30 protein-coding genes are annotated in these 26,184 nt (G+C 63.9%); 11 read left to right on the top strand and 19 right to left on the bottom strand.

The window, feature by feature from the left end; translation table 11 throughout:
* Window positions 1-54: 54 nt before the first annotated feature.
* The 10 genes from J5J83_RS10240 to J5J83_RS10195 form a co-directional block, all read right to left on the bottom strand.
* Entirely contained in the window at window positions 55-675 is a 621-nt protein-coding gene (locus J5J83_RS10240) for a Maf family protein (RefSeq protein WP_212348773.1), read from the bottom strand.
* Window positions 676-697: 22 nt separating this feature from the next.
* The gene (gene rlmH, locus J5J83_RS10235) at window positions 698-1,168 is read right to left on the bottom strand and encodes a 23S rRNA (pseudouridine(1915)-N(3))-methyltransferase RlmH (protein WP_212348771.1); all 471 of its coding nucleotides are present in this window, start codon (window positions 1,166-1,168) and stop codon (window positions 698-700) included.
* On the bottom strand, window positions 1,169-1,540 hold the full coding sequence (rsfS, locus tag J5J83_RS10230) for a ribosome silencing factor (protein WP_212348768.1): 372 nt from the start codon (window positions 1,538-1,540) through the stop codon (window positions 1,169-1,171).
* Window positions 1,537-2,232 carry a nicotinate-nucleotide adenylyltransferase gene (gene nadD / locus J5J83_RS10225; RefSeq protein ID WP_212348766.1) on the bottom strand — a complete coding sequence of 232 codons (696 nt, stop codon included), beginning with the start codon at window positions 2,230-2,232 and terminating at the stop codon, window positions 1,537-1,539. The genes rsfS and nadD overlap by 4 nt, the downstream gene beginning before the upstream one ends.
* Window positions 2,213-2,983 carry a BPSS1780 family membrane protein gene (locus J5J83_RS10220; RefSeq protein ID WP_212348764.1) on the bottom strand — a complete coding sequence of 257 codons (771 nt, stop codon included), beginning with the start codon at window positions 2,981-2,983 and terminating at the stop codon, window positions 2,213-2,215. The genes nadD and J5J83_RS10220 overlap by 20 nt, the downstream gene beginning before the upstream one ends.
* A gap of 5 nt (window positions 2,984-2,988) precedes the next feature.
* Complete coding sequence (locus J5J83_RS10215) at window positions 2,989-3,765, bottom strand: BPSS1780 family membrane protein (RefSeq protein ID WP_212348762.1); 777 nt, start codon at window positions 3,763-3,765, stop codon at window positions 2,989-2,991.
* Window positions 3,766-3,833: 68 nt separating this feature from the next.
* Window positions 3,834-4,778: a homoserine kinase gene (locus J5J83_RS10210; protein ID WP_212348760.1), complete on the bottom strand. Its 945-nt coding sequence runs from the start codon at window positions 4,776-4,778 to the stop codon at window positions 3,834-3,836.
* A gap of 26 nt (window positions 4,779-4,804) precedes the next feature.
* On the bottom strand, window positions 4,805-5,323 hold the full coding sequence (locus J5J83_RS10205) for a DNA-deoxyinosine glycosylase (RefSeq protein WP_212352980.1): 519 nt from the start codon (window positions 5,321-5,323) through the stop codon (window positions 4,805-4,807).
* 17 nt (window positions 5,324-5,340) lie between these two features.
* Window positions 5,341-5,664: a DUF2782 domain-containing protein gene (locus tag J5J83_RS10200; protein WP_212348757.1), complete on the bottom strand. Its 324-nt coding sequence runs from the start codon at window positions 5,662-5,664 to the stop codon at window positions 5,341-5,343.
* Window positions 5,665-5,747: 83 nt separating this feature from the next.
* The gene (locus J5J83_RS10195) at window positions 5,748-6,473 is read right to left on the bottom strand and encodes a TIGR00730 family Rossman fold protein (RefSeq protein ID WP_212348754.1); all 726 of its coding nucleotides are present in this window, start codon (window positions 6,471-6,473) and stop codon (window positions 5,748-5,750) included.
* 90 nt (window positions 6,474-6,563) lie between these two features.
* On the opposite strand from J5J83_RS10195, the gene polA reads away from it, so the two are divergent.
* The 3 genes from polA to J5J83_RS10180 all read left to right on the top strand — a co-directional run bounded on the left by polA (window position 6,564) and on the right by J5J83_RS10180 (window position 11,348).
* Window positions 6,564-9,284, top strand: coding sequence for a DNA polymerase I (gene polA, locus J5J83_RS10190; RefSeq protein WP_212348751.1), 2,721 nt, complete (start codon window positions 6,564-6,566; stop codon window positions 9,282-9,284).
* 76 nt (window positions 9,285-9,360) lie between these two features.
* Window positions 9,361-10,338, top strand: coding sequence for an SDR family oxidoreductase (locus J5J83_RS10185; RefSeq protein ID WP_212348748.1), 978 nt, complete (start codon window positions 9,361-9,363; stop codon window positions 10,336-10,338).
* The gene (locus J5J83_RS10180) at window positions 10,335-11,348 is read left to right on the top strand and encodes a glycosyltransferase family 4 protein (protein WP_212348746.1); all 1,014 of its coding nucleotides are present in this window, start codon (window positions 10,335-10,337) and stop codon (window positions 11,346-11,348) included. The genes J5J83_RS10185 and J5J83_RS10180 overlap by 4 nt, the downstream gene beginning before the upstream one ends.
* A gap of 46 nt (window positions 11,349-11,394) precedes the next feature.
* Here the strand turns inward: J5J83_RS10180 and J5J83_RS10175 are convergent, their stop codons facing one another.
* Window positions 11,395-11,730: a DUF1840 domain-containing protein gene (locus tag J5J83_RS10175; RefSeq protein WP_212348743.1), complete on the bottom strand. Its 336-nt coding sequence runs from the start codon at window positions 11,728-11,730 to the stop codon at window positions 11,395-11,397.
* Between the two features lie 11 nt (window positions 11,731-11,741).
* Window positions 11,742-12,293, bottom strand: coding sequence for a hypoxanthine-guanine phosphoribosyltransferase (locus tag J5J83_RS10170; protein WP_212348741.1), 552 nt, complete (start codon window positions 12,291-12,293; stop codon window positions 11,742-11,744).
* A 143-nt stretch (window positions 12,294-12,436) separates the two neighbouring features.
* On the opposite strand from J5J83_RS10170, the gene upp reads away from it, so the two are divergent.
* Together upp and J5J83_RS10160 are read left to right on the top strand one after the other, a co-directional pair.
* Window positions 12,437-13,069 (top strand): uracil phosphoribosyltransferase, encoded by a 633-nt coding sequence (upp, locus tag J5J83_RS10165; RefSeq protein WP_212352978.1) that lies wholly within the window; start codon window positions 12,437-12,439, stop codon window positions 13,067-13,069.
* 118 nt (window positions 13,070-13,187) lie between these two features.
* The gene (locus J5J83_RS10160) at window positions 13,188-14,432 is read left to right on the top strand and encodes a uracil-xanthine permease family protein (RefSeq protein ID WP_212348738.1); all 1,245 of its coding nucleotides are present in this window, start codon (window positions 13,188-13,190) and stop codon (window positions 14,430-14,432) included.
* Window positions 14,433-14,450: 18 nt separating this feature from the next.
* Here the strand turns inward: J5J83_RS10160 and J5J83_RS10155 are convergent, their stop codons facing one another.
* The 4 genes from J5J83_RS10155 to J5J83_RS10140 all read right to left on the bottom strand — a co-directional run bounded on the left by J5J83_RS10155 (window position 14,451) and on the right by J5J83_RS10140 (window position 16,461).
* Complete coding sequence (locus tag J5J83_RS10155; RefSeq protein WP_212348735.1) at window positions 14,451-14,819, bottom strand: YqjK-like family protein; 369 nt, start codon at window positions 14,817-14,819, stop codon at window positions 14,451-14,453.
* Entirely contained in the window at window positions 14,816-15,199 is a 384-nt protein-coding gene (locus tag J5J83_RS10150; protein ID WP_212348732.1) for a phage holin family protein, read from the bottom strand. The genes J5J83_RS10155 and J5J83_RS10150 overlap by 4 nt, the downstream gene beginning before the upstream one ends.
* Window positions 15,200-15,208: 9 nt before the next feature.
* On the bottom strand, window positions 15,209-15,520 hold the full coding sequence (locus J5J83_RS10145) for a DUF883 family protein (protein ID WP_212348729.1): 312 nt from the start codon (window positions 15,518-15,520) through the stop codon (window positions 15,209-15,211).
* Between the two features lie 158 nt (window positions 15,521-15,678).
* Window positions 15,679-16,461 carry an exodeoxyribonuclease III gene (locus J5J83_RS10140; RefSeq protein WP_212348726.1) on the bottom strand — a complete coding sequence of 261 codons (783 nt, stop codon included), beginning with the start codon at window positions 16,459-16,461 and terminating at the stop codon, window positions 15,679-15,681.
* 37 nt (window positions 16,462-16,498) lie between these two features.
* Here J5J83_RS10140 and pyrE point away from each other — a divergent pair, with 37 nt between their 5' ends.
* From pyrE to J5J83_RS10120, 4 genes are read left to right on the top strand one after another with little or no spacing between them, the layout of a single operon-like run.
* Entirely contained in the window at window positions 16,499-17,149 is a 651-nt protein-coding gene (pyrE, locus tag J5J83_RS10135) for an orotate phosphoribosyltransferase (protein WP_349251948.1), read from the top strand.
* Window positions 17,127-17,762 carry a hypothetical protein gene (locus J5J83_RS10130; RefSeq protein WP_212348721.1) on the top strand — a complete coding sequence of 212 codons (636 nt, stop codon included), beginning with the start codon at window positions 17,127-17,129 and terminating at the stop codon, window positions 17,760-17,762. Before pyrE ends, J5J83_RS10130 begins: the two co-directional genes overlap by 23 nt.
* Before the next feature lie 35 nt (window positions 17,763-17,797).
* Entirely contained in the window at window positions 17,798-19,873 is a 2,076-nt protein-coding gene (locus J5J83_RS10125; RefSeq protein ID WP_212348718.1) for a molybdopterin oxidoreductase family protein, read from the top strand.
* On the top strand, window positions 19,870-20,652 hold the full coding sequence (locus tag J5J83_RS10120; RefSeq protein ID WP_212348715.1) for an NAD-dependent deacylase: 783 nt from the start codon (window positions 19,870-19,872) through the stop codon (window positions 20,650-20,652). The genes J5J83_RS10125 and J5J83_RS10120 overlap by 4 nt, the downstream gene beginning before the upstream one ends.
* Window positions 20,653-20,717: 65 nt before the next feature.
* Here J5J83_RS10120 and J5J83_RS10115 read toward each other — a convergent pair whose 3' ends face one another.
* From J5J83_RS10115 to J5J83_RS10105, 3 genes are all read right to left on the bottom strand, one after another.
* On the bottom strand, window positions 20,718-24,587 hold the full coding sequence (locus J5J83_RS10115) for an FAD/FMN-binding oxidoreductase (RefSeq protein ID WP_212348712.1): 3,870 nt from the start codon (window positions 24,585-24,587) through the stop codon (window positions 20,718-20,720).
* 171 nt (window positions 24,588-24,758) lie between these two features.
* Window positions 24,759-25,112 carry a RidA family protein gene (locus J5J83_RS10110; RefSeq protein WP_212348709.1) on the bottom strand — a complete coding sequence of 118 codons (354 nt, stop codon included), beginning with the start codon at window positions 25,110-25,112 and terminating at the stop codon, window positions 24,759-24,761.
* A 52-nt stretch (window positions 25,113-25,164) separates the two neighbouring features.
* The gene (locus J5J83_RS10105) at window positions 25,165-25,560 is read right to left on the bottom strand and encodes a VTT domain-containing protein (protein ID WP_212348707.1); all 396 of its coding nucleotides are present in this window, start codon (window positions 25,558-25,560) and stop codon (window positions 25,165-25,167) included.
* Between J5J83_RS10105 and J5J83_RS23240 the strand changes: the two genes are divergently transcribed.
* On the top strand, window positions 25,559-25,840 hold the full coding sequence (locus J5J83_RS23240) for a PsiF family protein (protein ID WP_349251882.1): 282 nt from the start codon (window positions 25,559-25,561) through the stop codon (window positions 25,838-25,840). The two genes, J5J83_RS10105 and J5J83_RS23240, sit on opposite strands and share 2 nt — an antisense overlap.
* 3 nt (window positions 25,841-25,843) lie before the next feature.
* Window positions 25,844-26,062: a PsiF family protein gene (locus tag J5J83_RS22930; RefSeq protein ID WP_249115674.1), complete on the top strand. Its 219-nt coding sequence runs from the start codon at window positions 25,844-25,846 to the stop codon at window positions 26,060-26,062.
* The last annotated feature ends 122 nt before the right edge of the window (window positions 26,063-26,184 follow it).

The following is a 26,184-nucleotide window of genomic DNA, read 5'->3' as shown; positions in this document are numbered from 1 at the left end:
CTCATCGGGGGGCGGGCTGCAAGCCGCCCGGCCGCGTGTTCGCGGCAGCACAGCTTACAGCGTGAAGCCGAAGACCTCCAGAAGCTGGGCGGTTTCGAACAGCGGCAAGCCCATGATGCCGCTGTAGCTTCCGCGGATCTCCTCGACGAAAATCGCTGCCCGCCCCTGTATGCCATAGGCGCCGGCCTTGTCCATGGGCTCGCCGGTGGCGACATAGTGCTTGATGTCGGCCTCGGTCAGCGCGCGGAATCGCACCTCGCTATCGGAGATGCAACTGCGGGTGCGGGTGCCGTCGCTGAGTGCAATGGCGGTGAGCACGCGGTGGGTGCGACCGGACAGGCAGCGAAGGATGTCACGCGCGTCATCGACATCATTCGGCTTGCCGATGATCCGGCCGTCGAGTTCGAGCGTGGTATCGGCGGCAAGCACCGGTTGCCGGGTGAGCTTGCGCCACAGGACCCGGCGCATGCCCGCTTCGGCCTTGGTCAGCGCCAGGCGTTCGACGTAATGCGCAACATCCTCCCCGTCCTGCGGGGACTCATCGACGTCCGCGTCTTCTCCGCGTTCGCCGCCGCGAAAGGTGAGTACGTCGAACTGAACGCCGATCTGGCGCAACAGTTCGCGCCGGCGGGGACTTTTCGAGGCGAGGTAGATGCGTGGCTGGATGACCGTCATGGCTTGCGTCCTGTTGGATCGCTCATTCGCGATGGTAAGGATGATTCCGGGTGATGCTCCACGCGCGATAGAGCGCCTCGGCCAGCAGCGGACGCACCAGGGCGTGGGGCAGGGTGAGGCTGCTCAGCCGCAGAGCTTCCGCGGCGGTGGCCTTGAATGCCGGCGCCAGACCGTCGGGACCCCCGACAATCAAGGCGACGTCTTGGCCTTCGTCCTGCCAGGCCGTCAGTCGCCCTGCCAGTCCCACGCTGGTGAGGTCTGCGCCGCGCTCGTCGAGGATCACGCGTCGGCAGCGTGCGGGCAGCGCCGCCTCGATGCGGGATGCTTCAGCACTCATCATCGCCTCGACCGTCTTGCCCGAACTGCGGGGCTCGGCCTTGATCTCGAGCAGTTGTAGCGGGAGCTCCCTTGGCATGCGGCGCGCGAACTCGTCGAAACCGGCTTCCACCCACGCGGGCATGCGATGGCCCACGGCAACGACGAGCAGCTTCATCTATTCGTCGCCGTTACGCGCAGCCTCAGCCGCCTTGCGTCGCGCCGCCGGCGTGGTGGCCCACAGCTCTTCGATGTTGTAGTGGCTGCGGATGGCCGGCTGCATGATGTGCACGACGATATCGCCCAGGTCCACCAATACCCATTCGCCGCTGTCCTCGCCCTCGACGCCGATCACCTCGCCACCGGCTTCCTTGACCTTGTTCTGCACGTTGCGAGCCAGCGATCGCGTCTGCCGGTTGGATTCGCCGCTGGCGACGATGATGCGCTCGAACTGGGCGGTGAGCTTGGTGGTATTGATGACCTCGATATCGCGCGCCTTGATGTCCTCAAGTGCAGCGACGACGATTTTCTCCAGCTTGGATGTGTTCATTCGTGATTTTCGTAGAGGTGGTGCAACCCAATATAGTCGAGAACGGAATCGGGCAGCAAATAGCGCGAACTGGCGCCGGTACGGACCAGGTCGCGGATGAGTGAGGCCGAGATGGCCAGGGGGGTCATGTCGAACGGTATGACATAACCGCTGCTGCACGTGCGCAACAGTGCGGGATCGCTGATCTGACGGTCGCGGCACGCCTGGTCGAGCGCGGGGGAAAGGGTGCCGGGCCAGCGTCGGCCATGTGGCGCATAGCCGGGGCGGTTGGCCACCGCGAAGTGGGCGAGGTCAAACAGCTCCTGCCAGCGATGCCAGCCGGGCAGGCCTTCGAAGGCATCTGCGCCCAGTATCAGCACCAGCGGGCGGGTGGGGCCGAGTTCTGCACGCAGGCGCTCGAGGGTGAGGACGGTATAGCTCTTGCGCGGTGAGCGCACCTCGCCGTCATCGACTTCGAAATGCGGGTTGCCCGCGATCGCCAGCCGCGCCATGTGCAATCGGTCGTCAGGCGTCGAGCCGGGTTCGCCCCGATGCGGCGGCTGACCCGCGGGAATGAGGCGAACGCGGTCCAGTCCGAGCGCACCGCGGGCCTCTTCGGCCAGGCGCAGGTGGCCCAGGTGGATCGGATCGAAGGTGCCGCCCAGGAGGCCGAGCGGGCCCGTGGCGTGCTGTTCAGCGCCCGATGATGACATCGTCGGGCAGGCCGAACACGTCGCGCGCCGAAGTGTAGAAACTGGCGAAGATCACGGGCACCAGAATCAGCGGCAGGGGTACAGTGAGAATGGTCGCGAACGTCGGCGAGATCAGGCCGATGACGCCGATGATGATGCCGGGTACGAGCGCGCCGAAAACCATCAGCGCAATGGCGTAGGCCAGGAAGGGGCGCCAGTTGCGCAGGCAGGCATAGAAACTGAAGAACATCGCCTTGGGCGCATTGAGATCCCACCAGCCTGCCAGCACCGGCGCGAACCAGTAGGCCATGACCACCGGGGTCGACAGCGCGATCGCGAACAGCAGCGCGACCGGAAGCGAGGCTTCGTTGGTGGCGGTCTCGCTCATGCCACCCCCGGTCATCGCGCTCAGCAGGCCGCCGCCGTCCACGAGCGCCGTCAGCGCAAGGACCAATACGCTGCCGACAAGATAGATGCCGCCGATGGTGATCAGGCTCTGCACATTGCGCTTGAATCCGGAAAACAGCACTTCGGGGCCGACCTTGCGTCCGGCATCGATTGCCCTGCAGCCATTGAGCACGCCCAACGACAGGATGGGCATCAGCAGCGATGCGATCGGCTGTCCGATCAAGGGGAAGATGCTGATGACCAGCAGCGACAGCAGATAGCCGAAAGCAAGAAAGCTGAGCAGCGCCGGGCTGCGGCGCCATAGCAGCAGTCCGTCGCGCAGCCAGTGCCAGCCGCGTTGGGTGGGAAGTTGATTCGCTTGCATGGAGTCTATTCGGAGTGGGCAAGGTGCGCCGGCAAAGCGTGCAGGGGCGAGAAGGTATCACGCCACGCGGCATGAAGCGTACCGGCGAACACCGGAATCAGCACGAATACGCCCAGCCCTGCGGGCAGCATCGCGACCCACGCCAGGATGTACATGATGACGCCCAGCACGAGGAAGGTGAGCAGGTTATGAAAACAGGCCTGTGCGGACAGCTTCATGGCGTCTAGCGGAGAGACGTCCTGCAGCATGACGAGAGCGGGTGCAAAGCACAAGGCCATCATCAGCAGGCCCCACAACAGTGAGAAGACAAGCACGCCCAGCATCATGCCGCCGGCTGCCATGCCCATGCCGGCGAAGGTGCCCACCATCATGCCGGTCATCATCGCGCTGCCGCCGACGGCGGCGGCAACGAGCGCGGCGATGAGCGCGCCAAGCAGATGAAAGCCACCGACCAGCAGCAGGTTGCCGGCGTGCCGGCGCAGGCCGTCGAACACATGGTCGACACGCAGTGCCTCGCCTCGGCTGAGGGCGTCCGCGCCCGCGACCAGTCCCGCGACCAGGACTGGCAGGGCAACCGGTGCCGCGGCCCAGCCGATCAGGGGTACGACACCGAGTGCGGCGATGATGACAATGAAGATCAGTGTCATCACTGCCCAGCGTCCGGGACTGAGGAGGAACAGCTGCCAGCCTTTCGTCAGCCATTGCAGCACATGGGCAGGTGTGACCGTGCCCGGTGGCGGCAGGGGATGGCGACGATGATGGCTGGCGTGCGGGGCTGGCATGGCGGAGTTCCGAGGGGCGTTGCGGCGCAGCGCCGTGTGATCGATGCTAGCGGATTGGGGGCGTGAGTTCAAACCGCCGGCAGACTCGGGGCGAAGGCGATTCGTTGGCGCAGGATGTCGCGATATTCGTCGGGGTTCTTGACCAGCACCATTTCGCCTTCGCGCGGGAGGTGGAAGTCTTCTGCCCGCGACAGCCAGAAGCGCAGTGCGGCCGCGCGCAGCATGGCCGGCCAGCATGCACGCTCGTGCGGGGTAAAGGGGCGCTCGGCATGATAGGCATCGAGAAATGCCCGGCATCTGACGGCATCGAGCGCGCCGTCTTCGTGTGAGCACCAGTCGTTGAGCGTGACCGCAACATCGAACAGCAAGGTATCGTGGCCGGCGAAGTAGAAGTCGATCACGCCGCCGATGATGCCGCCATCCCACAGGACGTTGTCGCGGAAGAGGTCCGCATGGATGGCGCCAGCTGGCAGCAATGCGGTGTCGATGCCGGCCTGATATTGCATCTCGCGTTCGAGAAGTTCGCGTTCGATCGCTGGCAGGTGGGGAAGTACGCGAAGCGCGGTGGCCTGGCGCCATTCCTGTCCGCGCGGATTCGGTTGGCGGCGGCCATATGACTGGCCGGCGAGATGGAGACCGGCGAGCATGGCGCCGACGCGCATGCAGTGGGCGTCGTCCGGGGCCATCACCGACGCGCCCGACAGGCGCACCACCAGCGCGGCCGGCTTGTCCTCGAGGGTGCCGAGATACTCGTTGTCGCGGTTCGCGATTGGTGCCGGTACCGGCAGCCCGTGGCGGGCCAGGTGGGCCATCAAGTGCAGGTAGTAAGGCAGTTCGGCGCGGCCGATGCCCTCGAACAGCGTCAGCACATAGCGTCCCAGGGTGGTGGTGACGAAGAAATTGCTGTTCTGGACGCCGGCGGAAATGCCCTTGAGTTCGGTCAGGCGGCCGATGGCATAGTTCTGCAGCCACTGCGACAGTACGGCTTCGGACACGGGGGTGAACACGGACATTGGAACTCCGGGATGCGAACTGGGGCTCAGGCCGCGCAGTCAGTGGTGTGCGCGGCCATGCGTACCGCCTGCCATGCAGCAAGCTTGGCGCTGAAGGTGAGGGCGGCATGCGCAGGGCTGGTCGAGGGCAGGCGCTGGAAATGCATCGGACGGCTAGTGCCCGACAGGCCCACATGGCGCCGGAATGCGTTTTCCGCGGCAGTGCCGTTGAAGAAGACGTGGTTCAGGCAGGGGCAGGCTTCGAACAGGGCCTGCAGGTCGTTGGCCTCGATACTGTTCGATTCGATGGCACTGTCCAGGCTGCCATCGCGCTGGCAGCTTCCGATTACGTCCCACAGCGCCACGCCGGCGTGGAGCAGGCGCTCGAGACGCGCAGCGTAGGGCAGGGCGGGGCCGGCCTCGAACAATTCGCCCATGATCGGCCAGAAGGCGTTGCGCGGATGCGCGTAATACTGGCCGGCGACGAGCGAGGCCTGCCCGGGCATGCTGCCCAGCAGGAGCACGCGTGCATCCTTGCGATAGACCGGTGCAAAGCCGCGCAGCATGCGATGGGCGACAAGACTCACCAGGACTTGATGACCCACATCGGCACGGACAGCGTGGGGGCGCTGTCGTCCCGCACCATCTGACCGGTGCCTTCGCGGTCGATCAGGTAATAGGGTACGCCGTGCGGTGGCGTGACCTTGACCATGTAGAGCTTGCCGTGGATGCGATATTCGGAGACGGTGTCCTCGCCGCGCTTGACGATGGTGACCTGCGGCTCTTCGATATCGGTCATGCCCGGCGGTGGCGGTGGCGGCTCGGGGATCGGTTCGAGCTTCGGGGCTTGCTGAGCCAGTGCCGGCATCGATGCGGCCAGCAACAGGGCAATCAGGGTACGGCGCATGGTGTTCTCCTTCAGAGGAGCGGATTCTAGCATTCGGATCGGGTGGTCACGGACGCCGTGCGCCGGTGTCCGCGCAGCGTTGGTCAAAGATTGAGCATCAATTCGTGTTCTTCGGGCAGCGGCATGAAACCGCGCGTTTCATAGTGCTTGAAGATGGCCTCGACGACATCCTCGGGGTCGTCGATGATCTGGATGAGATCGAGGTCCGCAGGATTGATCATGCGCTCGGCGACCAGCCGGTCGCGGAACCAGTCGATCAGACCTTTCCAGAACGGGCCGTTCACCAGGATGATCGGAATGCTGCGGCTCTTGTGCGTCTGGATCAGTGTCATCGCCTCCAGCAGTTCGTCCAGCGTGCCGAAACCGCCTGGCATGACGACATAGGCACTGGCAAAGCGCACGAACATGAACTTGCGCGCGAAAAAGTGCTGGAAGGTCTGGGAGATGTCCTGGTAAGGGTTGGCCTGTTGCTCCATCGGCAGCTGAATGTTGAGCCCGATCGACGGGCTCTTGCCGAAGTAGGCGCCCTTGTTGGCGGCCTCCATGATGCCGGGCCCGCCACCCGAGATCACCGAAAAGCCGGCATCGGACAGCAGTCGGGCGATCTTCTCGGTCAGGATGTAATAGCTGTGGTCGGGCGGAATGCGTGCGCTGCCGAAGATGGAGACGGCCGGTCGAATGGCGTTGAGGCGTTCGGTGGCTTCGACGAACTCTGCCATAATTCCGAAGATTCGCCACGACTCGCGCGCGTGAAAGCGCGTCGCGGTGCGCTCGGGAGCACTGCGGGAGAGTTTCTCTTTTGCGGTCATGATGTTTCTTCTCTTTTTCTAGTTGGTTCGGTGTGCTCACGCGGGTTTGAACGCTGCGCACGGCCGAGGTTTCCCCAAGGATATTCCAGGATGCCCACCCTGCTGCTCGTCGATGGCTCCAGCTATCTCTATCGTGCCTTCCACGCCCTTCCCGACCTGCGCAATTCGAGCGGGGAGCCGACTGGCGCCATTCGTGGCGTGTTGTCGATGCTACGTCGGCTCGAGAGCGACTACAAGGCGGAATACCGCGCCTGCGTATTCGATGCCAAGGGCAAGACCTTTCGTGATGACTGGTATCCGGAATACAAGTCGCACCGCCCGCCGATGCCAGACGACCTGCGTGCCCAGATCGAACCGCTGCATGAAGCGGTGCAGGCGGAAGGCTGGCCGCTGCTGTCGATCGAGGGGGTCGAGGCCGACGATGTCATCGGCACCTTGACACGGATGGCTGTCGAACGTGGCTGGGACGTGGTGATCTCGACCGGCGACAAGGATCTGACGCAATTGGTGCAGCCAGGCGTGCGCTGGGTGAATACGATGAGCGAGGAGGTGCTGGACGAAGCCGGTGTCGCCGCCAAGTTCGGCGTGCCGCCGGATCGCATCATCGATTACCTGGCATTGGTCGGCGACACCGTGGATAACGTGCCGGGCGTGGAGAAGTGCGGTCCCAAGACCGCGGTGAAGTGGCTGAGCGAATACGGTACGCTGGACAACCTGATAAGCAACGCCGACAAGGTCGGTGGAAAGGTTGGCGAGAACCTGCGCAAGCATCTTGATTTTCTGCCCCTGGGCAAGCGTCTGGTGACGGTTGCCACCGATGTCGAACTCCCGCTTCAACTCGAGGACCTGCCGGCGCGCGCAGACGACAAGGCGGCGCTCAAGGCTTTGTACGAGCGCTTCGAATTCCGCGGCTGGTTGAAGGATCTGGGCGACGGCGACCGGGGCGACGGGGCGGCCACCGCGCCCGACTCCTCCGACGAAGCGCCGGCCGATCCCGACGCGCATCGTGCCGGGTATGTCGGCATCCTCGATCAGGGGGCCTTCGATGCCTTGCTGGCGAAGCTCGATGCGGCGGCGCTGACCGCCTTCGATACCGAGACCACCAGCCTCGACCCGATGGCGGCGCGCCTGGTGGGGATGTCCTTCTCCACCGAAAAGGGCGAGGGCGCCTACCTGCCGTTGACCCATCGCGGCGCGGATGCGCCCGATCAGTTGGCGCTGGATGCGGCATTGCAAGCGCTCAAACCCTGGCTGGAATCCGATGCGCACGCCAAGGTCGGGCAGAATCTCAAGTACGACGCCCATGTGCTGCTCAATCACGGCATCCGCCTCGGCGGCATTGCGCATGACACCCTGCTCGAGTCCTACGTCATCGAGAGCGACCGCACGCACGACATGGATTCGCTGGCCAAGCGCCACCTTGGCCTTACCACCATCCCGTACACCGACGTGTGTGGCAAGGGCGCCAAGCAGATCGGCTTCGACGAGGTCGCGGTCGAGCGTGCCATCGAGTACGCCGCGGAAGACGCCGACATTACGCTTCGCCTGCACCGCAAGCTGTGGCCGCAGGTCGAGTCCGTGCCGCGCCTGGCCACGCTGTATCGCGAGATCGAGCTGCCCACGCTGTCTGTGCTGCTCGACATGGAGCGTACCGGCGTGCTCATCGATCCCTTTCTCCTTGCCCAGCACGGCGAGGAGCTCGGTCGCCGGCTGATGGTGCTCGAGGGCGAGGCGCACGACCTTGCCGGGCAACCCTTCAACCTCGGCTCACCCAAACAACTGGGCGAAATCCTGTTCGGCAAGCTTGGCCTGCCGGTGGTGAAGAAGACTGCCACTGGCCAGCCGTCGACCGACGAAGACGTGCTCACCCAGCTTGCCGAGGACTACCCCTTGCCCAAGCTGCTGCTCGAGCATCGCAGTCTGGCCAAGCTCAAAAGCACCTATGCCGACAAGCTGCCGCGCATGGTCAATCCGCGCACTGGCCGCGTTCATACCAGTTTCTCGCAGGCCACCGCAGTCACAGGGCGCCTGGCAAGTTCGGAGCCCAATCTGCAGAACATCCCGATCCGCACTGCGGAGGGGCGACGCATCCGGGCAGCCTTCATCGCGCCGCGCGACCACCTCATCGTGTCCGCCGACTACTCGCAGATCGAACTGCGCATCATGGCGCATCTGTCGGGCGATGCCCGTCTGCTCGACGCGTTTGCCCACGGCGAGGATGTACACCGTGCCACCGCAGCCGAAGTGTTCGGCGTTGCGCCGGCAGACGTCAGCAGCGAGCAGCGTCGCTATGCCAAGGTGATCAATTTCGGCCTGATCTATGGCATGAGCGCGCACGGTCTGGCCAAGAACCTGGGCATCGAACGTTCGGCCGCGCAAACCTGGATCGATCGCTACTTTGCCCGCTATCCGGGGGTGGCGGACTACATGGAGCGCATCAAGGCGGAGGCCAGGGACAAAGGCTACGTTGAAACCGTATTCGGCCGTCGTCTCCATCTGCCGGACATTCGTGCCAGCCAGGCCGGACGCCGGCAGGCGGCAGAGCGTGCGGCAATCAATGCGCCGATGCAGGGAACAGCAGCCGACCTGATCAAGAAGTCGATGATTGCCGTGCACGCCTGGCTGGCAGCATCGGGCCTGAAGTCGCGCCTGGTACTGCAAGTGCATGACGAACTGGTGCTGGAGGTACCGGCGGACGAACTTGAGACGATACGCGCGGAATTGCCAAGGCTGATGGGCAGCGTGGCAGATATGGCTGTGCCATTGCTGGTGGAGGTGGGTGCAGGCGAAAACTGGGACGAGGCGCATTGAGCATGGAGAGCTTGGCTGGCGCTGAATATCGCCTCGAGGCTGTTTCGCAAGGCGTCGGCGGCGCGGCGATGCACGGATGATGCAGACCGGCGTTTGCCTTGTTACCGGCGCGAGCGGGTTCGTCGGTGCAGCCTTGGTGCGTGAACTGCGACAGCGCGGCCACGCGGTGCGCGCAGTGGCGCGGACCGATGACGCGGAGGGCCGCTTTCAGCGCGGCCCCGTGCTCGATGCAGAGGCCGACTGGACGCAGCTCGTTGCCGGCGTGGACTCGATTGTCCACACCGCAGCCAGGGTCCATGTCATGCACGAAGCGGCACGCGACCCGCTGACCGAATTCCGCAAGGTGAATGTCGACGGCACACTGAACCTGGCACGGCAGGCCGCCGCGGCGGGGGTGCGACGCTTCGTGTTCATCAGTTCGATCAAGGTCAATGGCGAGCAGACGGCGCCGGGAAGGCCGTTCCGGGCGGAGGATATGCCTGCGCCCGAATGCCCGTACGGCATGTCGAAGCTGGAGGCGGAGCAGCGGCTGACGGCGATGGCCCGGGCGTCGGGGATGGAGCTCGTTGTCCTCCGTCCGCCGTTGGTCTACGGCCCTGGCGTCGGTGCCAATTTCGAGCGCATGCTGCGCTGGGTGCGACGCGGCGTCCCGCTACCGTTCGGCGCGGTCGACAATCGGCGCAGCCTGGTCGGGCTGGATAATCTCGTTGATCTGATCATCCTGTGCATGAACCATCCGGCGGCGGCCAATCAGGTGTTCCTGGTGTCCGACGACGAGGATGTGTCGACGTCGGTGCTGTTGCGAAAACTGTGCGCTGCTGTCGGCTGTCGAGATCGGCTGTTTGCGGTTCCGCCGGCGCTGCTCGCCCACGTTGCCGCTGTGCTTGGGCAGCGTGCGGCGGCTGCGCGCCTGCTGGGCTCGCTGCAGGTGAACGTTTCCAAAACCCGTGAGATGCTGGAGTGGACGCCGCCTTGCTCACTGGATGCCGGCCTGCGCGCGACAGCGAGACATTTCCTCGCGCACCAGGATATGGCGCGGAGGACGGAACAATGAGTCCGTGGTGGCTGCTGCCGCTCGTACTGGTGTGCTCATCGGCATTGACCGCATGGATGCGCCGCTATGCGCTTGCGCGCGATCTGCTCGATCGACCGACTGCGCGCAGTTCGCATTCGGTGCCCACGCCGCGCGGCGGTGGTGTTGCCATCGTCCTGTGCTTTCTCGGCGCCTTGCCGCTGGCCGCGGCTGCTGGAAACGTCGATGCGGCCGTATCGTGGTCCCTGGTCTGCGGTGGCGGACTGGTGGCGGCCATTGGCTTTGCGGATGACCACGGTCATATTGCGGCGCGATGGCGTCTGCTGGCGCATTTCGCCGCCGCGGCCTGCGTGCTGGCATGGCTCGGTGGCATGCCGCCGATCACGGTGGCGGGATGGGTGCTGGCGCCGGGCTGGGGTGCGGGCGTGTTCGGCGCGTTCTACCTGGTGTGGATGCTGAACCTCTACAACTTCATGGATGGCATCGACGGTCTGGCCGGCGTCGAGGCGATCTGTATCTGCGGCGGCGGGGCGCTGCTCCATGTCGTGCTCGGTCAGACGCAATCCGCCCTGTTGCCGCTGTTGCTGGCGGCTGCAGTGGCGGGCTTTCTGCAATGGAATCTGCCGCCTGCGAGAATCTTCATGGGAGACGCGGGCAGCGGCTTTCTCGGCCTCGTCATCGGCGCGCTGTCCATCCACGCAGCAGCTCAGGCGCCCGAGCTGTTCTGGGCATGGGTGATCCTGGCAGGGGTATTCGTGGTGGATGCGACCTTCACGCTGCTGCGGCGCCTGGCGCGCGGCGAAAAGGTCTATCAGGCGCATCGCAGTCATGCCTATCAGCGCGCGGCACTGAAGTACGGCGGGCACTTGCCCGTGACTCTGGCAGTGGCGGCGATCAACCTGCTGTGGCTGCTGCCGATCGCCTGCTGGGTGGCAGTCGGTGGCGTGGATGGGGCGCTTGCCACCGTACTTGCTTACCTGCCCCTGCTTGCCCTCGACATCTGGCTCGGGGCCGGTGTGCCGGAGCGCTGACGCTGCTTGATTGCGTGCCGGCAGCCCGGTGCCGTTCCGGACCTGCTCAGACGCCCCAGACCACCGGCACTTTTTCCTTTACCGCCTGTTCCAGCATGTCCAGCAGCGGCCAGGCGCGCTGGGCAAGGCTCACCGGCGCAGCCATGCCGGTGCGTCCGGCCTCGCGGTCGGCGGCCTCGTCGGCTTCGGTACGCTGCGCCTGGCGCGCACGGTCGGCTTCGATGGCCGCCTTGAGACCCGCGATCGCGGCCGGCAGTTGTTCGACCGTGACGATCCCCTTGGGATCGTCTGCGTCCTTACCCATCGCCGTAATGAGCTTCTTGCCTGCGTCGCCCAGCATGATGACGTCCGCGCTGGCGCCCGACTTGAAAATGATCAGCATGACATTGCTCCTCAAAGGCCCTTCACTGCGTAGATGCCGGGCGCATTGCGCCAGTATCCCTTGTAGTCCATCCCGCAACCGAACAGAAAACGATCGGCGATGTCGAGTCCGGTGAAATCGGCACGCATGCCCGGGTAGGCCTTGCGATCATGCGCTTTGTGCACCAGCACCGCCGAAAGGACTTCGGCGGCGCCTTCGGCCTTCAGATATTCGATGACGGCATTGAGCGTATGGCCTTCATCGAGGATATCGTCGAGCACGAGGACCGTCCGCTTGCGCAGATCCTGGGTCGGGCGCACGCGCCAGTCGAGCAACGTGCCCTGCGTGGCGTGCCCGTAACGCGTGGCATGCAGATAGGCGACTTCGAGCGGGAAGGGCAGGCGGGTGAGGATACGCCCCGCCAGGATCAACCCACCGTTCATCACCGTATAGACCAGCGGGTTGCTGTCGGCAAGGCGTTCGGTGATCTCCTTTGCCATCCGGTTCAGCGCCATCTCTACGGCGGCTTCGTCGGCCAGACAGTCTGCTTCTTCGCGCGCGCGCCGGACTTCGTCCATGTTCATGATGACGGTTCTCTTGAGTGCTTTGAGGCCACGAGGGGCGGGAGTAAGGCGAGATTTTATCGCAATGGGCGCCTGCCCCCCCGGCTCGCACGCAAACTTGGAGGTAAACTGCGGCTCACCCACCCTTGAGCCGAGGAATGTCCATGCCGATCCACCAGATCAATCACCCCCTTGTCCGCCACAAGATCGGACTCATGCGTGCTGGCGACATCAGCACCAAGAAATTTCGCGAATTGACCGCCGAGCTCGCGCGCTTGCTGGCCTACGAGGCGTGCAAGGATTTTCCGCTCGAGCCGGTCACCATCGAGGGCTGGGCCGGTCCGGTCGACATCGAGCAGATCAAGGGCAAGAAGGTGACGGTCGTCCCCATCCTGCGTGCCGGGCTCGGCATGCTGGACGGGGTGCTGGACATGATTCCAAGTGCAAAGGTCAGCGTGGTGGGGATCGCGCGTAATGAGGAGACGCTCCAGCCAGCGCCGTATTTCGAGAAATTCGTTGGTCACCTCGGTGAGCGCATGGCGCTGATCATCGATCCCATGCTGGCGACGGGCGGTTCGCTGGCGGCCACCGTGGACATGCTCAAGCGCAACGGTTGTGGCCAGGTGCGGGCGCTGGTGCTGGTGGCCGCGCCGGAAGGCATTGCGTTGATGGCCGAGCGCCACCCCGACGTCGACATCTATACCGCCAGCATCGACAGTCATCTCAACGAGCATGGCTACATCATCCCCGGGCTGGGCGACGCGGGCGACAAGATCTTCGGTACCAAACACAACTGAATCCGGTCCGTGCGCGCAGACGGTCCGGCGTCAGACCGCCGCTGAGTGACACGGTCATTTCCTCTTGACGATAGTGATCGTCGCCGGCGCGCATGGCCGGCGCGACAGGAGAACTGCAATGCGTGAAGTGCCCATCGAGTCTGCCGATCCCGTGTGGCGGCAGGCGATTTCCGGTGCCCAGATCCTCTTCGTGGCCTTTGGCGCGCTGGTGCTGGTGCCGTTGCTGACCGGCCTCAATCCGAGCATGGCCCTGTTGGGCGCGGGCGTCGGGACCTTGCTCTTCCAGCTTGTGACGGGGCGCCAGGTGCCGATCTTCCTCGGCTCCAGCTTTGCCTTCATCGCGCCCATCATCTACAGCATGCAGACTTGGGGTCTGCCGGCCACGATGGGGGCGCTGGCCTGCGTATCGGTGGTTTACTTCGTGTTTTCCGGCCTGGTGTGGCGCCACGGTGCGGAGATCGTGCACCGCTTCATGCCGCCGGTGGTGATTGGACCGATCATCATGATCATCGGGCTGTCGCTGGCGACCGTGGCAGTCAACATGGCGATGGGAAAGACCGGCGACGGCAAGGTCGAACTCGTTCCGTATGGCACGGCGATGATCGTCGCTGCCGTGTCTTTCGGCGCCACCGTCGCCGCGGCCGTATTCGGACGTGGGTTGCTGCGCCTGGTGCCGATTCTCATCGGTGTTGGCACCGGCTACGTGCTTGCCGCCGTGCTGGGGCTGGTCGATTTCGGCAAGATCGCGTCGGCGCCCTGGCTGGCCATCCCCGAATTCGTCGCACCGACCTTCGAATGGGCGGCGATCCTGTTCATGGTGCCGGTCGCACTGGCGCCGGCCATAGAACATGTGGGCGATGTGGTAGCGATCGGCGGCGTCACGGGCAAGGACTATACCGACAAGCCGGGACTGCATCGCACGCTGGCGGGGGACGGGCTGGGGGTGCTTTTTGCCGGACTGATCGGCGGGCCGCCGGTGACGACCTATTCCGAAGTGACCGGGGCGGTGACGCTGACCCGGAGCTTCAATCCCAAGGTGATGACGTGGGCTGCCGTGTTTGCCGTCCTGATGGCTTTCTTCGGCAAGTTCAATGCCCTGCTGCAGTCGATCCCGGTACCGGTGATGGGGGGCATCATGATGCTGCTGTTCGGCTCTGTCGCGAGCATCGGCCTCAAGACCCTGATCGCGGACCGCACCAATCTGGACGAGCCACGCAACCTGGTCATCGTATCGGCGGTGCTGGTCTTCGGGATCGGCGGACTGGCGCTCAACCTCGATGGTGTCAGCCTGCAGGGCGTGAGCCTGTGCGGGATTGCGGCGATCCTGCTGCATCTGCTCCTGCCCGCCACCCGCACTCGCTGAGCTGGACGCCGCGCGGCGTTACCGGGCGCGACCTGCCTTGGCAGCGCGCACCAGTTGCGAAGCCGCGCGACGCACGAGCGCAATTGCCATCAGCCCGGCATTGGCTGAGGACTCGCCACGCAGGCGGCGGTAAAGCAACCAGGCGATCGATGCCCGTTTTGCCAGTCTGAACGTCTGTCGGGGGCGGCTCGCGAGCAGGATCAGGACGGCGCCCGACAGCAGCGGGGCGTGATGGCGTGCCCAGTGCGCGCCGTCCCGGAACTCGTCGACGACATCGAGCGCCGATTCGAAACCCTCTAGATGGGCCATCAGTGCGTCGCGTTGCCGCTCTGCGCGGATCTGCAGCGCCTGCTTGCGCAATGCAATTTCGATCAGGCGCGGATTCATTCTTCGCGTCTGAGTGCGGCGCGGTCACGCGCAAGTTCGGCCAGACTGGCGGCAAAGAGCCGCGAGCCGCGCCTGAGTTCGCGTGCTGCATTGGTGGCCGTCAGCAGGGCCGCCAGCAGACAGACGCCGGTGGCGATGCCAAGCGCCAGCAAGCGGTGTTCCTCCCACAGCAGTACGGTCAGAAAGATCAGCAGGAACACGATGCCGAACGCCAGCAACAGCGCACACAGCAGGATGTTGAACAGCAGCCCGGTGAGGCGCAGCTTTTCTTCCTGAACCTCTACCGCAAGCAGCTCGACCCGAGTCTGCGCCGTTTCCAGCGCCTGACCGAGAAAGCCACGCAGTCCGTCGGCCAGGCGCGGTCTCCTTCTCTCCCCCACGGCAGGTGCTTATCTGCGCCCGGCCAGCAGGCCGAGCAGGAAAGCGACACCGGCGGCGACGCCAACCGATTCCCAGGGATGGGCGTGTACGTAGTCGTCGGTCGCGTGCGCAGCCTTGCGGGTCTTGTCGATCAGGGCCGCTTCGGCGTCGGCGATACGTTCTTTTGCAAGGACCAGACGTTCGGTCAGACGGGCACGAACGTCACCAATCTTGCCGCCAGCCTGGTCGGCTGTGATCTTGAGCAATTCTTCCGCGTCTGCGACGACGAGTTTGAGATCGGATACGAGCTTGTCGCTTGACGGATGGATCGTGTCATTCATGATGGATCTCCTTGCCTGCAGCAATGAACGGCTGCTTGCGCAACCTTGCGAATGCAGGTCCACGCTAGTCCGAATGCGGCAAGATGGCAAACCCGATTTGAATGCAGGTCGCTGCGGTTTTGCTCAAGCCGCCTCACGCGTGCCGCGCAGCTTCTTGCTCAAATCGTCCATGCATAGTCGACAGTGAGCGGGGCGTGATCGCTGAAGCGCTCCTCCTTGTAGACCGTCGCTGCCTGAGCCGTCTGTGCAATGCCGGCCGTGGCGATCTGGTAGTCGAGCCGCCACCCCACGTTTTTCGCCCATGCCTGGCCACGATTCGACCACCACGTGTAGCAGCTGTCGCCTGCGTCGGGGTAGAGGCGTCGATAGACGTCGATCCAGCCCTGTTCGTCGAACAGACGGCTGAACCAGGCGCGCTCTTCGGGCAGGAAGCCGGAGTTCTTCTGGTTGCTCTTCCAGTTCTTGAGGTCGATCTCCTTGTGCGCGATGTTCCAGTCGCCGCAGATCACGACTTCGCGTCCGCTTGCACTGAGTTCGTCGAGATGGGGCAGGAAACGGTCCATGAAGCTGAACTTGATCTGCAGGCGCTCTTCCGAGCTCGACCCCGAAGGCAGATAGAGCGAAATTACTGACAGCGCGCCGAAATCGAGCTGGAGGTAGCGACCCTCGGCATCGATGTCGGCGATGCCGAGTCCTTCCACGACGCGGTCGGGTGTATGCCGGCTGTAGATGCCGACGCCGCTGTAGCCTTTCTTTTCCGCGGCGTGAAACCAGCCCGACAGCGCGCCGGTAGCCCGCATGTCGTCGCTCAGGTCTGCCGATTGGGCCTTGAGTTCCTGAACGCACACGAAATCGGCATCCTGTTTTTGCAGCCAGCCGAGAAATCCTTTGCTGGTGGCGGAGCGGATGCCGTTGAGGTTGGCAGAGATGATGCGTAACATTGGCAGACGTCCAGTCGTGTTGCGGAGCGAAAAACAGATCGTGAATTTTAGCCGGGATTTCATTGTCCTCGCCTGCGAAAAGGGCGTGCTGCGCTTTGGCTCATTCGTGACCAAGGCAGGGCGTACGTCGCCCTATTTTTTCAACGCCGGTCTGTTCGATGACGGGGTGTCGTTTCGCGCGCTGTGCGGGCATTACGCACGAACCATTCGAGCGTCGGGCGTGGCGTTCGACATGCTCTTTGGTCCCGCGTATAAGGGCATTCCGCTGGTTGCCGGCACGGCAATCCGGCTGGCCGAGGAGGGCATCGACGTGCCCTTCGCGTTCAATCGCAAGGAGGCCAAGGATCACGGTGAAGGTGGCACGCTCGTCGGTGCGCCCCTTGCCGGGCGCGTGCTGATTCTCGATGACGTGATTTCGGCCGGCACCTCGGTGCGCGAGTCGGTGGAGATCATTCGCCACGCCGGTGCGACGCCTGCCGGAGTCGTGATCGCACTGGATCGAATGGAGCGCGGCAAGGGTGCGCTCTCGGCCGTGCAGGAGGTGAAGGAGACCTTTGGCATGCCGGTCATTGCCGTCGCCACACTCGAAGATCTGATCGCCTACCTGGCGGACAGCCCCGAGCTTGCGGCCAATCTCGATGCAGTCAGGGCTTATCGCAAAACCTATGGCATCAATCAGGCTGCCTGAGCTCACGCTGGCGCTGCTGCTACTGGCCGCTCCGGCCGTGGCCACGGCGCAGGCAAGGACAATTTTCTGCTGCGATATTGGCGGTCAGCCGGTCTGCGGGGACATCCTGCCTGCCGCATGCTATGGCCGAGGTTATCGCGAGATCGGCCCGCAGGGCACCTTGCTGCGCTATGTGCCGCCGCCGATGACGGCGGAAGAGGCGGCACGCCACGAGCAGGAGGAGCGCCGGCGCAAGGAGGCCGAAGCCGCGGCGCTGCGGCAGCGTCGGCTCGACCGGGCGCTGCTCGATACCTACCCGAACGAGGAAGTGCTGGTCGCACGCCGCGATCGGGCGCTCGCCGACATCGACCGGACCATTGCGGACCTGCGCGTGAGAGAGAAGGGATTGCTCGAGCGCAAGGCGAGGTTGGCGCAGGAGACCGAGTTCTATCGTGGCCAGCCGCTGCCGGCGGATCTGGCTGAGGATCTGCGCAACATTGAGGGCGAGATCGCCGCTCAGCGTTCGGTGATCGATGTCAAGATGCGTGAGCGCGAAGCAGTGAAGTCGCGGTTTGAAGAGGACCGTAGCCGTTTTCTCGAATTGACTGCGCCGTCAAACGCCCGTCGGCGTTGAGCGCAACGTTGCGGCCGTTGTCCGGAGAGGGCTTGATGAACGCCACAGATGCGCAGGTGGTCAAGGCCGCCTGTCCACACGATTGCCCCGACACCTGCGCCATGGAGGTGACGGTGGAGGCGGGCAGGGCCGTTCGCGTACGCGGGGCGTCGGACATGCCGTTTACAAACGGGACCTTGTGCACCAAGGTTGCTCATTACCTTGAGCGTGTGTATTCCGATCAACGCCTGTTGTTCCCGATGAAGCGGGTGGGGCGCAAGGGCGAAGGACGTTTCGAGCGCATCTCCTGGGACGAGGCGCTCGACACCATTGCGGCAAGACTCGGTGAAATCGCTGCAGGAGATCCGCGCGCCATACTGCCCTACAGTTATGCCGGCACCATGGGGCTGGTGCAGGGCGAGAGCATGGACCGGCGTTTCTTTCATCGTCTCGGGGCCTCGCTGCTGGATCGCACAATCTGCGCATCGGCCGGGGCCGCGGGGTGGAAGGCGACTGTCGGGGCCGCGGTGGGGGCCGATCCGGAAGCCTTGACCGATGCCAGGCTGATCCTGATCTGGGGCGGAAATCCGGTCGTGTCCAACGTTCACGGCTGGCGCTACATGCAGGAGGCCAAGCGCCGGGGCGCGCGTCTGATCTGTATCGATCCGCGCCGCACGGACACCGCGAAGAAATGTGATCAGCATATCGCACCGCTGCCCGGCACTGATGGTGCGCTGGCACTGGCGATGATGCAGGTGCTGATCGAGGAAGACCTGCTTGACCACGACTACATCGCTGCCCATACGCTCGGATTCGATGCACTGGTCGAGCGCGTGCGTACGCTGACACCGGAATGGGCTGCGCCACTGACCGGTGTTGACGCCGATGTGATCCGGACGCTTGCCCGCGACTACGGTCGGGCCAGGCCGTCGATGATTCGGCTGAACTACGGCTTGAACCGCTGCGCGGGAGCTGGCATGGCGGTGCGCAACATCGCCTGCCTGCCTGCCCTGACCGGGGCGTGGCGACATGCAGCAGGCGGCGCGCTGCTGTCGGTGTCGGGCCACTTTCCGAAGGATGTGAGCGCACTGGCGCGCCCCGATCTGCATCCGGATCCGGTGCGTTTTCCGCCGCGTACGATCAACATGTCGAACATCGGTGAGGCGCTGCTCAACACCGACGATCCGCCGGTGAAGGCGATTTTCGTATACAACTCGAACCCGGTGGCGGTGGCACCCTACAGCAACCAGGTGCGTGCGGGATTTGCCCGCGAGGATCTGTTTTGCGTGGTGCATGAACTGTTTCAGACCGACACCGCGGATTATGCCGACATCCTGCTGCCGGCCACCAGTCAGCTCGAGCACCGCGACGTGCATGCCAGTTACGGTCACACTTACGCTGTTTCCAACGTGCCGGCGATCGCGCCCTTGGGTGAGGCCAAACCCAATACCGAGGTCTTTCGCCTGCTCGCAGCCCGCATGGGGTTTGCCGATGCGGCTTTTTCCGACTCGGATGAGGCGATTGCTGCGCAGGCCTTCAGGCGCGACGACCCGCGCGCGCTCGGGTTGAGTGCGGAAGCCTTGAAGGCCAAGGGGTGGATGCGGCTGAACCTGCCGCGGCCTTCTGTGCCGTATGCGCAGGGCGGGTTCGGGACGCCGTCGGGGAAGTGCGAGTTCTTTTCGCAAAGGCTGGCCGAACAGGGACATGACCCGTTGCCAGCGTGGTCGCCGCCGGCCGAGTCGGTGTCGAGCAATCCCGCGCTGGCGCAGCACTACCCGCTTGCGCTGATTACCCCGCCAGCGCGCAATTTCCTGAATACCAGCTTTGCCAATCTGCCGCGTTTCGTGCAGCAGGAGGGCTCTCCGAAGCTGGAGATCCATCCGCAGGATGCATTGCGGCGGGGAATCGTGGATGGTGATCGGGTGCGCATCCAGAACGACCGCGGCGCCTTCCATGCCCGCGCGGTGGTGACCGAGGATGTGCGTGCCGGCGTGGTCGTGAGCCCGTCGGTATGGTGGCAGAAGCTCTCGGGCGACGGTGAGAACGCCAATGCGGTCACGTCGTCTGCCCTGACGGACATGGGCGGGGGGCCGATCTTTTACGACTGCCTGGTCGAGGTCACGCCGGTATGACGCACTCGTCGATTGCCGACGCCGATCTGGATGCGGCTGCCGCCGTGCTCAAGCGCGCCCGGCGCATATTGTTCATCACTGGCGCGGGCATATCCGCGGATTCCGGGCTGCCGACCTATCGCGGCATCGGCGGCCTGTACCATGAGCGCCTGACCGCCGAAGGACTGACCATCGAGGCGGCCTTGTCGGGAGAGATGATGGCGACGCGACCTGACATCGCGTGGCGCTACATCGGCGAGATCGAGGCCAATTGTCGCGGCGCGCGCCCCAATGCGGCGCACCTGCGGATTGCCGATCTGGAGCAGGAGAAACCGGGTGTCTGGGTGCTCACCCAGAACGTCGATGGTCTGCACCAGATGGCCGGCTCACAGAAGCTGATCCAGATTCACGGCACCGTGCATCACCTGCGCTGCACAGAGTGCCCGCATCAGCGCAGTGTGATCGATTTCGAAGGCCTTGCGCTGCCACCGGCGTGCCCGGTATGTGGTGGTCTGCTGCGCCCCGATGTGGTCCTGTTCGGCGAAATGCTGCCGCAAAAGGCGCTCGATCGCCTGGCTCACGTTATTGAGGCCGGTATCGACGCGGTGGTCTCGATCGGCACGACCAGCGTCTTTCCGTATATTTCGGGGCCGGTGTGGTGGGCACGGGACAATGGCATCCCGTCGATCGAGATCAATCCGGGCGAAACCGAGGTCAGCTCGATCGTCGACTATCGGCTGCGCATGGGCGCCGCCGATGCGATGACGCAGTTGTGGGCGCGGATGCACTCGACGCCCTGAGCCGGTGTGGCACACGCAGAGACAAAAAAAAGGGGGCGCCGGCGGCGCCCCCTTTTTTCAGCAATTCACAGCAGTACGCGCTCGATACCGCCGTTGTTGGCCTTGCCGACATACTCGGGCAGCCAGTTTTCGCCCAGCAGGTGCTTTGCGAGTTCGACCACGATGTAGTCCGGCTCGACGCCGCCGGCATCATTGGCGTAGCGGCTCAGGCCCTGCAGGCAGCTCGGACAGGACGTGAGGATCTTGGTCGGGGCGGTGGGGGCGGCCTCCTGCATCAGTGCCACGCCCTTTTCGATCTCCTCCTGCTTGCGGAAGCGCACCTGGGTAGAGATGTCGGGACGCGCGACCGCCAGCGTGCCTGATTCACCACAGCAACGGTCCGACAGATCCACGCGCGTGCCCATCAGTTCGTTGGCCACCTTGATGCCGGAGTGCACCTTCATCGGGGTGTGACAGGGCTCGTGGTACATGTAGTTCACGCCTTGTACGCCCTCGAGCTTCACGCCTTTCTCCATCAGATACTCATGGATGTCGAGCAGGCGGCAACCGGGGAAGATCTTGTCGAACTCGTATTTCAGCAGCTGATCCATGCAGGTGCCGCAGGACACGATGACAGTCTTGATGTCGAGGTAGTTCAGCGTATTGGCGACGCGGTGGAAAAGCACCCGGTTGTCGGTGGTGATCTTCTGTCCCTTGTCTTCCTCTCCCGCGGCCGTCTGCGGGTAACCGCAGCACAGGTAGCCCGGCGGCAGGACGGTCTGTGTGCCGACGTGGTACAGCATGGCCTGAGTGGCGAGTCCCACCTGGCTGAACAGGCGCTCCGAGCCGCAGCCGGGGAAATAGAATACCGCGTCGGTGTCCGTGCCGGCCTTCTGTGGATCGCGGATGACCGGGATGACCTTGTCGTCCTCGATGTCGAGCAGTGCACGCGAGGTCTTCTTCGGCAGGTTGCCCGGCATCGGCTTGTTGATGAAGTGGATCACCTGGGCCTTGATCGGTGCCTTGTGCAGTGTTGCCGGCGGCGCCTTGACCTGGGCCTGGATGAGTCCGAAGCGTTTGCCCATGCCGTGGGCGAAGCGCTGTGCCTTGTAACCCCATTCGATCATGCCGGTCCGGATCAGCTTGATCGTGGCCGGATCCTTGATGGTCAGGAAGGCCATGGCAGCGGCCTTGCCCGGATTGAATGACTTCTTGCCCTGCTTGCGCAGCAGGTTGCGCATCTTGATCGACACATCGCCGAAGTCGATGTCCACCGGGCACGGTTTTTCGCACTTGTGGCATACCGTGCAATGGTCGGCCACATCCTCGAATTCGGCCCAGTGCGCGAGCGACACGCCGCGACGGGTCTGCTCCTCGTAGAGCATGGCCTCGATCAGCAGCGAGGTGCTGAGCACCTTGTTGCGCGGGCTGTAGAGCAGGTTGGCACGCGGCACGTGGGTCGAACACACCGGCTTGCACTTGCCGCAGCGCAGGCAGTCCTTGATGTCGTGCGCAATCTCGCCGATCTCGGTCTGCTCCATGATCAGCGACTCGTGGCCCATGAGGTTGAAGCTGGGTGTGTAGGCGTTGTCGAGATTGCCGCCTTTCATCAGCTTGCCGCGATTGAAACGGCCTTCCGGGTCGACCCTTGCCTTGTAATCCCAGAAGCTGGCCATCTCGTCATCGGTGAGATAGTCGAGCTTGGTGATGCCGATGCCGTGTTCGCCGGAAATCACGCCGTCGAGTGAACGTGCCAGCGCCATGATGCGGTCGACTGCGCGGTTGGCAGTCTGCAGCATGTCGTAGTTGTCGGAGTTGACCGGGATGTTGGTGTGGACGTTGCCATCACCGGCGTGCATGTGCAAGGCGACGAAGACTCGTCCGCGCAGGACCTCCTTGTGCAGCGCCTCGATGCGCTCGATAACCGGCGCGAACACGGTGCCGTCGAAAATCTTGTCCAGTCGCGGCTTCAGCTCGGTCTTCCACGACACGCGGATCGAGTAATCCTGCAGGCGGTGGAAGAGCCTGGGATCGGCGGCGCGGTTGCTCAGTTCGCCGGCCTGAACGCCGTAGGCGGCGAAGCGGCTTTCCGCCTCGGCCAGCGGCAGGTCGAGGTTCTCGAGCAGCCATTCCCAGCGCAGGCGCACTGCTTCGACATAGTTGAGCGCGGCATCGCGGCGGTCACCGATCAGCTCGTCGGCGGCAAGGTTGGCGTCGCCCTGGTTCAACGGCAGGTCGCCGCGCAGGAATTCGGCCAGCGCATCGCAGAGCTCGAGCTTGTTGCGCGTCGACAGTTCGATGTTGATGCGCTCGATGCCGTCGCAGTAGTCGCCCATGCGTGGCAGTGGGATGACGACGTCCTCATTGACCTTGAAGGCGTTGGTGTGGCGCGAGATGGCTGCGGTGCGCGAGCGCTCCAGCCAGAAGCGCTTGCGCTGCTCGGGCGATACGGCGATGAAGCCCTCTGCACCACGGGTGTTGGTCATACGCACGACATCGGACGCCGCAGCCATGACCGCGTTCTCGTCGAAGCCGACGATATCGCCGATCAAGACCATTTTCGGGCGGCCGTGGCGCTTCGCCTTGGTAGTATAGCCCACTGCCTTCACGTAACGCTCGTCGAGATGCTCGAGGCCGGCCAGCAGCACGCCGGCAGTATTGCCCGCGCCGCCTGGCTTGAAATAATCGGTGATTTCGACGATGGCCGGTACGGCTTCGCGCACCTGACCGAAGAACTCCAGGCAGACGGTGCGGGTTACCGGGGGCATCTTGTGCAGCACCCAGCGCGAGGCGACGATGAGCCCGTCGGTGCCTTCCTTCTGCACGCCAGGTATACCACCGAGGAACTTGTCGGTGACGTCCTTGCCCAGCCCGTCCTTGCGGCAGTGCGCGCCGGGCATGGACAGTAACTCCTCGCCCAGCGGCGCATAGGTGATGCCGTCGAAGCGACGCAACCTGAAGCGTGCCGTGTGCTGTTCGTGGATCTTGCCGAAGTTGTGGTCGAGGCGCTCGACTTCGAGCCAGTTGCCGTCCGGCGTGACCATCTTCCACCATGCCAGGTTGTCGAGCGCAGTGCCCCACAACACGGCCTTCTTGCCGCCGGCGTTCATGGCAATGTTGCCGCCCACGCAGGAGGCACTGGCGGAGGTCGGATCAACCGCAAAGACGCGTCCCGCCGCGGTGGCCGCTTCAGCCACACGTTCGGTGACGACGCCGGCACCGGTGCGGATGGTGGCGTAGGGCGAGGTCATCGGCTTGCCCTGGGCGTCGGGCAGGATCATCTCCTCGACCTGGCCGATGGTGATCAGTTTTTCGGTGTTGATGACCACCGAGTTGGCGTCGAGCGGCACTGCGCCACCCGTATAGCCGGTACCGCCGCCACGCGGGATGATGGTCATGCCCAGTTCGATACAGGCCCGTACCAGCGGCGCCATCTCCTCTTCGGTGTCGGGGTAGAGGACGACGAAGGGATACTCCACGCGCCAGTCGGTGGCGTCGGTCACGTGCGAGACGCGGGCATGCCCGTCGAAGCAGATATTGTCCCGCCGCGTGTGGCGGGTCAGGAGCTTGAGCGCAGCCTTGCGCTTGCGTGCGGTGACGTCGAACCAGCTTTCGAAATCGCTTACGGCCTGGCGCGCGCGCGCAATTAGCAATGCAACACGATCATTACCCTGCCTGCGTTTCTCGACCTCGTTCACGCGGTGGTGGAGGGCATTGATCAAGGCCTCGCGACGCTCGCGACTGTCGAGTAAATCGTCTTCCAGATAGGGGTTGCGGCGAACGACCCAGATGTCGCCGAGAACCTCGTACAGCATACGCGCAGAACGGCCTGTCACCCGCTCGGTACGCAATTCGTCCAGCACGGACCAAGCTTCATCACCGAGCAGGCGGATCACGATCTCGCGGTCGGAGAACGAAGTGTAGTTGTACGGAATTTCTCGCAGGCGTTGGGTCATCAGTGCACCGAGTTGGCTGCTGCAGGGGAACCTGCGATTTTATCGAACCGCAGTGCAACATGCATCAAAAAACAAGACCTTATGCGAAGTGTGGATTCAGTCTCCGCATGTCGGGCTTAGTGGACGTCAAGGGTGTTCCGGGGTTCCCGCCATGCGGGAATCCCGATTCGCTCAGCGCGTGGCTGCCGTCATCGCAATCTCGACCCGCCAGCCCGGATCAGCCAGTCCGACGACTTGCACGCAGGCACGTGAAGGCGCACTGCCACTCGGAACCCAGGCATCCCACACTGCATTCATGCGGGCATAGTCGGCCATGTCGGTAAGATAAATGGTTGCGCTGAGAATGCGGTCAGGGGCGCTGCCTGCCGCGTTCAACTGACGTGCCAGGCTGTCGAGAATCTCGCGGGTCTGGATGGCAACGTCGCCGTCCGAAGAAGCCGGCACCTCGACGAGATAGACAATACCGCCGTGGACCACCGAATCGGAGTAGCGCGCGGTCGTGCCATTGCGCTGTATGGATTGCATGAGTTAGCCGTGTGGGATCACAAGGCGACCGATTATACCGCCCGCGGTGGGACTACGACATCGCCGCAGCGATCGCGACATAGCGCAAGCCCTTGCCCAGTGCCATCCACAGCAGGCAGGCATGCCAGTTCAGGCGCAGTACCCCTGCGGCAGCACACAAGGCGTCGCCAATTATGGGCACCCATGACAAGACCAGAATCGGGCTGCCATGTCGTTGCGCCATCCGAATTCGCGCCGGCAACTCCTTGCGCGGTATGAGCCGCGCCAGAAGGTAGGTGCTCATGCCGCCCAGGGTGTTGCCCAGTGTTGCCACGACAAGCGCGGGAAACAGGAGGTCGGGGCGCAGGTGCAATACGCCGGCCAGCACGACCTCGGAGCCACCGGGCAGGATCGTTGCTGAAAGAAAGGCGGACGCGAAAAGTGCGCCAAGGCTTGTTTCGCTGCTCATGCGGAATGATGTGCAAAATCAATTTTGCGGCCCCTCGAGAGCCGATTTATTTGCCCAAATGTTGACGTTGGCATATTCCAGATGGGAAGATGAGGGCGCTTTTTCATTGTTTTCAAAGAGGAGCTATATGATGAAAGGTATGATCATGTCTGCGCTCGCAGGGGTCTTGCTGGCAACATTATCGCCTGCGGACGCCTGGGCCAACCCTCAGCACGAACGAATGAAACGCTGCAACCAGGAGGCGCGGGAGCAGTCACTCAAGGGCGACGCGCGCAAGTAGTTCATGAGCACTTGCCTGAAAGGCAAGCATGAGGGTAGCGCAGCGCCCGCTGCAGCGGCGACCGGCGGCAAGGACTCAGCAAAGGCGGCGCCTGCGGTGGTCGCTGACGTGGCGAGAACAAAGCAGAAGGACAGAATGAAGGCGTGCAATCAGCAGGCCGGCGAGCAGTCGCTCAAGGGCGAGGCTCGCAAGACCTTCATGGCAGAATGCCTTAAAGGCTGAGGCCTTGTCGGTGCCACAATCCGCGTGAGGCCGATGGGCAAGTGTCTTCAGCGCGCGATGCCGGAATGTGGGTCAGGTCACGCAGCACTTGCCCGACAGGGGCGCGCAAAGCGCGTCCATCT

Origin of the sequence: Azoarcus sp. L1K30 (assembly GCF_018122735.1) — a bacterium.
In the GTDB taxonomy this organism is placed as follows: Bacteria; Pseudomonadota; Gammaproteobacteria; order Burkholderiales; family Rhodocyclaceae; genus Parazoarcus.
The sequence above is the reverse complement of the archived record's forward strand: the minus strand, read 5'-3'. Positions and strand labels throughout refer to the sequence as shown.

Coding starts and splice junctions, on each gene's coding strand:
- J5J83_RS10240 (WP_212348773.1), bottom strand. CDS start 675: ATGACGGTCATCCAGCCACGCATCTACCTCGCCTCGAAAAGTCCCCGC.
- rlmH (WP_212348771.1), bottom strand. CDS start 1,168: ATGAAGCTGCTCGTCGTTGCCGTGGGCCATCGCATGCCCGCGTGGGTG.
- rsfS (WP_212348768.1), bottom strand. CDS start 1,540: ATGAACACATCCAAGCTGGAGAAAATCGTCGTCGCTGCACTTGAGGAC.
- nadD (WP_212348766.1), bottom strand. CDS start 2,232: ATGTCATCATCGGGCGCTGAACAGCACGCCACGGGCCCGCTCGGCCTC.
- J5J83_RS10220 (WP_212348764.1), bottom strand. CDS start 2,983: ATGCAAGCGAATCAACTTCCCACCCAACGCGGCTGGCACTGGCTGCGC.
- J5J83_RS10215 (WP_212348762.1), bottom strand. CDS start 3,765: ATGCCAGCCCCGCACGCCAGCCATCATCGTCGCCATCCCCTGCCGCCA.
- J5J83_RS10210 (WP_212348760.1), bottom strand. CDS start 4,778: ATGTCCGTGTTCACCCCCGTGTCCGAAGCCGTACTGTCGCAGTGGCTG.
- J5J83_RS10205 (WP_212352980.1), bottom strand. CDS start 5,323: ATGCTGCGCGGCTTTGCACCGGTCTATCGCAAGGATGCACGCGTGCTC.
- J5J83_RS10200 (WP_212348757.1), bottom strand. CDS start 5,664: ATGCGCCGTACCCTGATTGCCCTGTTGCTGGCCGCATCGATGCCGGCA.
- J5J83_RS10195 (WP_212348754.1), bottom strand. CDS start 6,473: ATGACCGCAAAAGAGAAACTCTCCCGCAGTGCTCCCGAGCGCACCGCG.
- polA (WP_212348751.1), top strand. CDS start 6,564: ATGCCCACCCTGCTGCTCGTCGATGGCTCCAGCTATCTCTATCGTGCC.
- J5J83_RS10185 (WP_212348748.1), top strand. CDS start 9,361: ATGATGCAGACCGGCGTTTGCCTTGTTACCGGCGCGAGCGGGTTCGTC.
- J5J83_RS10180 (WP_212348746.1), top strand. CDS start 10,335: ATGAGTCCGTGGTGGCTGCTGCCGCTCGTACTGGTGTGCTCATCGGCA.
- J5J83_RS10175 (WP_212348743.1), bottom strand. CDS start 11,730: ATGCTGATCATTTTCAAGTCGGGCGCCAGCGCGGACGTCATCATGCTG.
- J5J83_RS10170 (WP_212348741.1), bottom strand. CDS start 12,293: ATGAACATGGACGAAGTCCGGCGCGCGCGCGAAGAAGCAGACTGTCTG.
- upp (WP_212352978.1), top strand. CDS start 12,437: ATGCCGATCCACCAGATCAATCACCCCCTTGTCCGCCACAAGATCGGA.
- J5J83_RS10160 (WP_212348738.1), top strand. CDS start 13,188: ATGCGTGAAGTGCCCATCGAGTCTGCCGATCCCGTGTGGCGGCAGGCG.
- J5J83_RS10155 (WP_212348735.1), bottom strand. CDS start 14,819: ATGAATCCGCGCCTGATCGAAATTGCATTGCGCAAGCAGGCGCTGCAG.
- J5J83_RS10145 (WP_212348729.1), bottom strand. CDS start 15,520: ATGAATGACACGATCCATCCGTCAAGCGACAAGCTCGTATCCGATCTC.
- J5J83_RS10140 (WP_212348726.1), bottom strand. CDS start 16,461: ATGTTACGCATCATCTCTGCCAACCTCAACGGCATCCGCTCCGCCACC.
- J5J83_RS10130 (WP_212348721.1), top strand. CDS start 17,127: ATGGCATCAATCAGGCTGCCTGAGCTCACGCTGGCGCTGCTGCTACTG.
- J5J83_RS10125 (WP_212348718.1), top strand. CDS start 17,798: ATGAACGCCACAGATGCGCAGGTGGTCAAGGCCGCCTGTCCACACGAT.
- J5J83_RS10120 (WP_212348715.1), top strand. CDS start 19,870: ATGACGCACTCGTCGATTGCCGACGCCGATCTGGATGCGGCTGCCGCC.
- J5J83_RS10115 (WP_212348712.1), bottom strand. CDS start 24,587: ATGACCCAACGCCTGCGAGAAATTCCGTACAACTACACTTCGTTCTCC.
- J5J83_RS10110 (WP_212348709.1), bottom strand. CDS start 25,112: ATGCAATCCATACAGCGCAATGGCACGACCGCGCGCTACTCCGATTCG.
- J5J83_RS23240 (WP_349251882.1), top strand. CDS start 25,559: ATGCGGAATGATGTGCAAAATCAATTTTGCGGCCCCTCGAGAGCCGAT.
- J5J83_RS10105 (WP_212348707.1), bottom strand. CDS start 25,560: ATGAGCAGCGAAACAAGCCTTGGCGCACTTTTCGCGTCCGCCTTTCTT.
- J5J83_RS22930 (WP_249115674.1), top strand. CDS start 25,844: ATGAGCACTTGCCTGAAAGGCAAGCATGAGGGTAGCGCAGCGCCCGCT.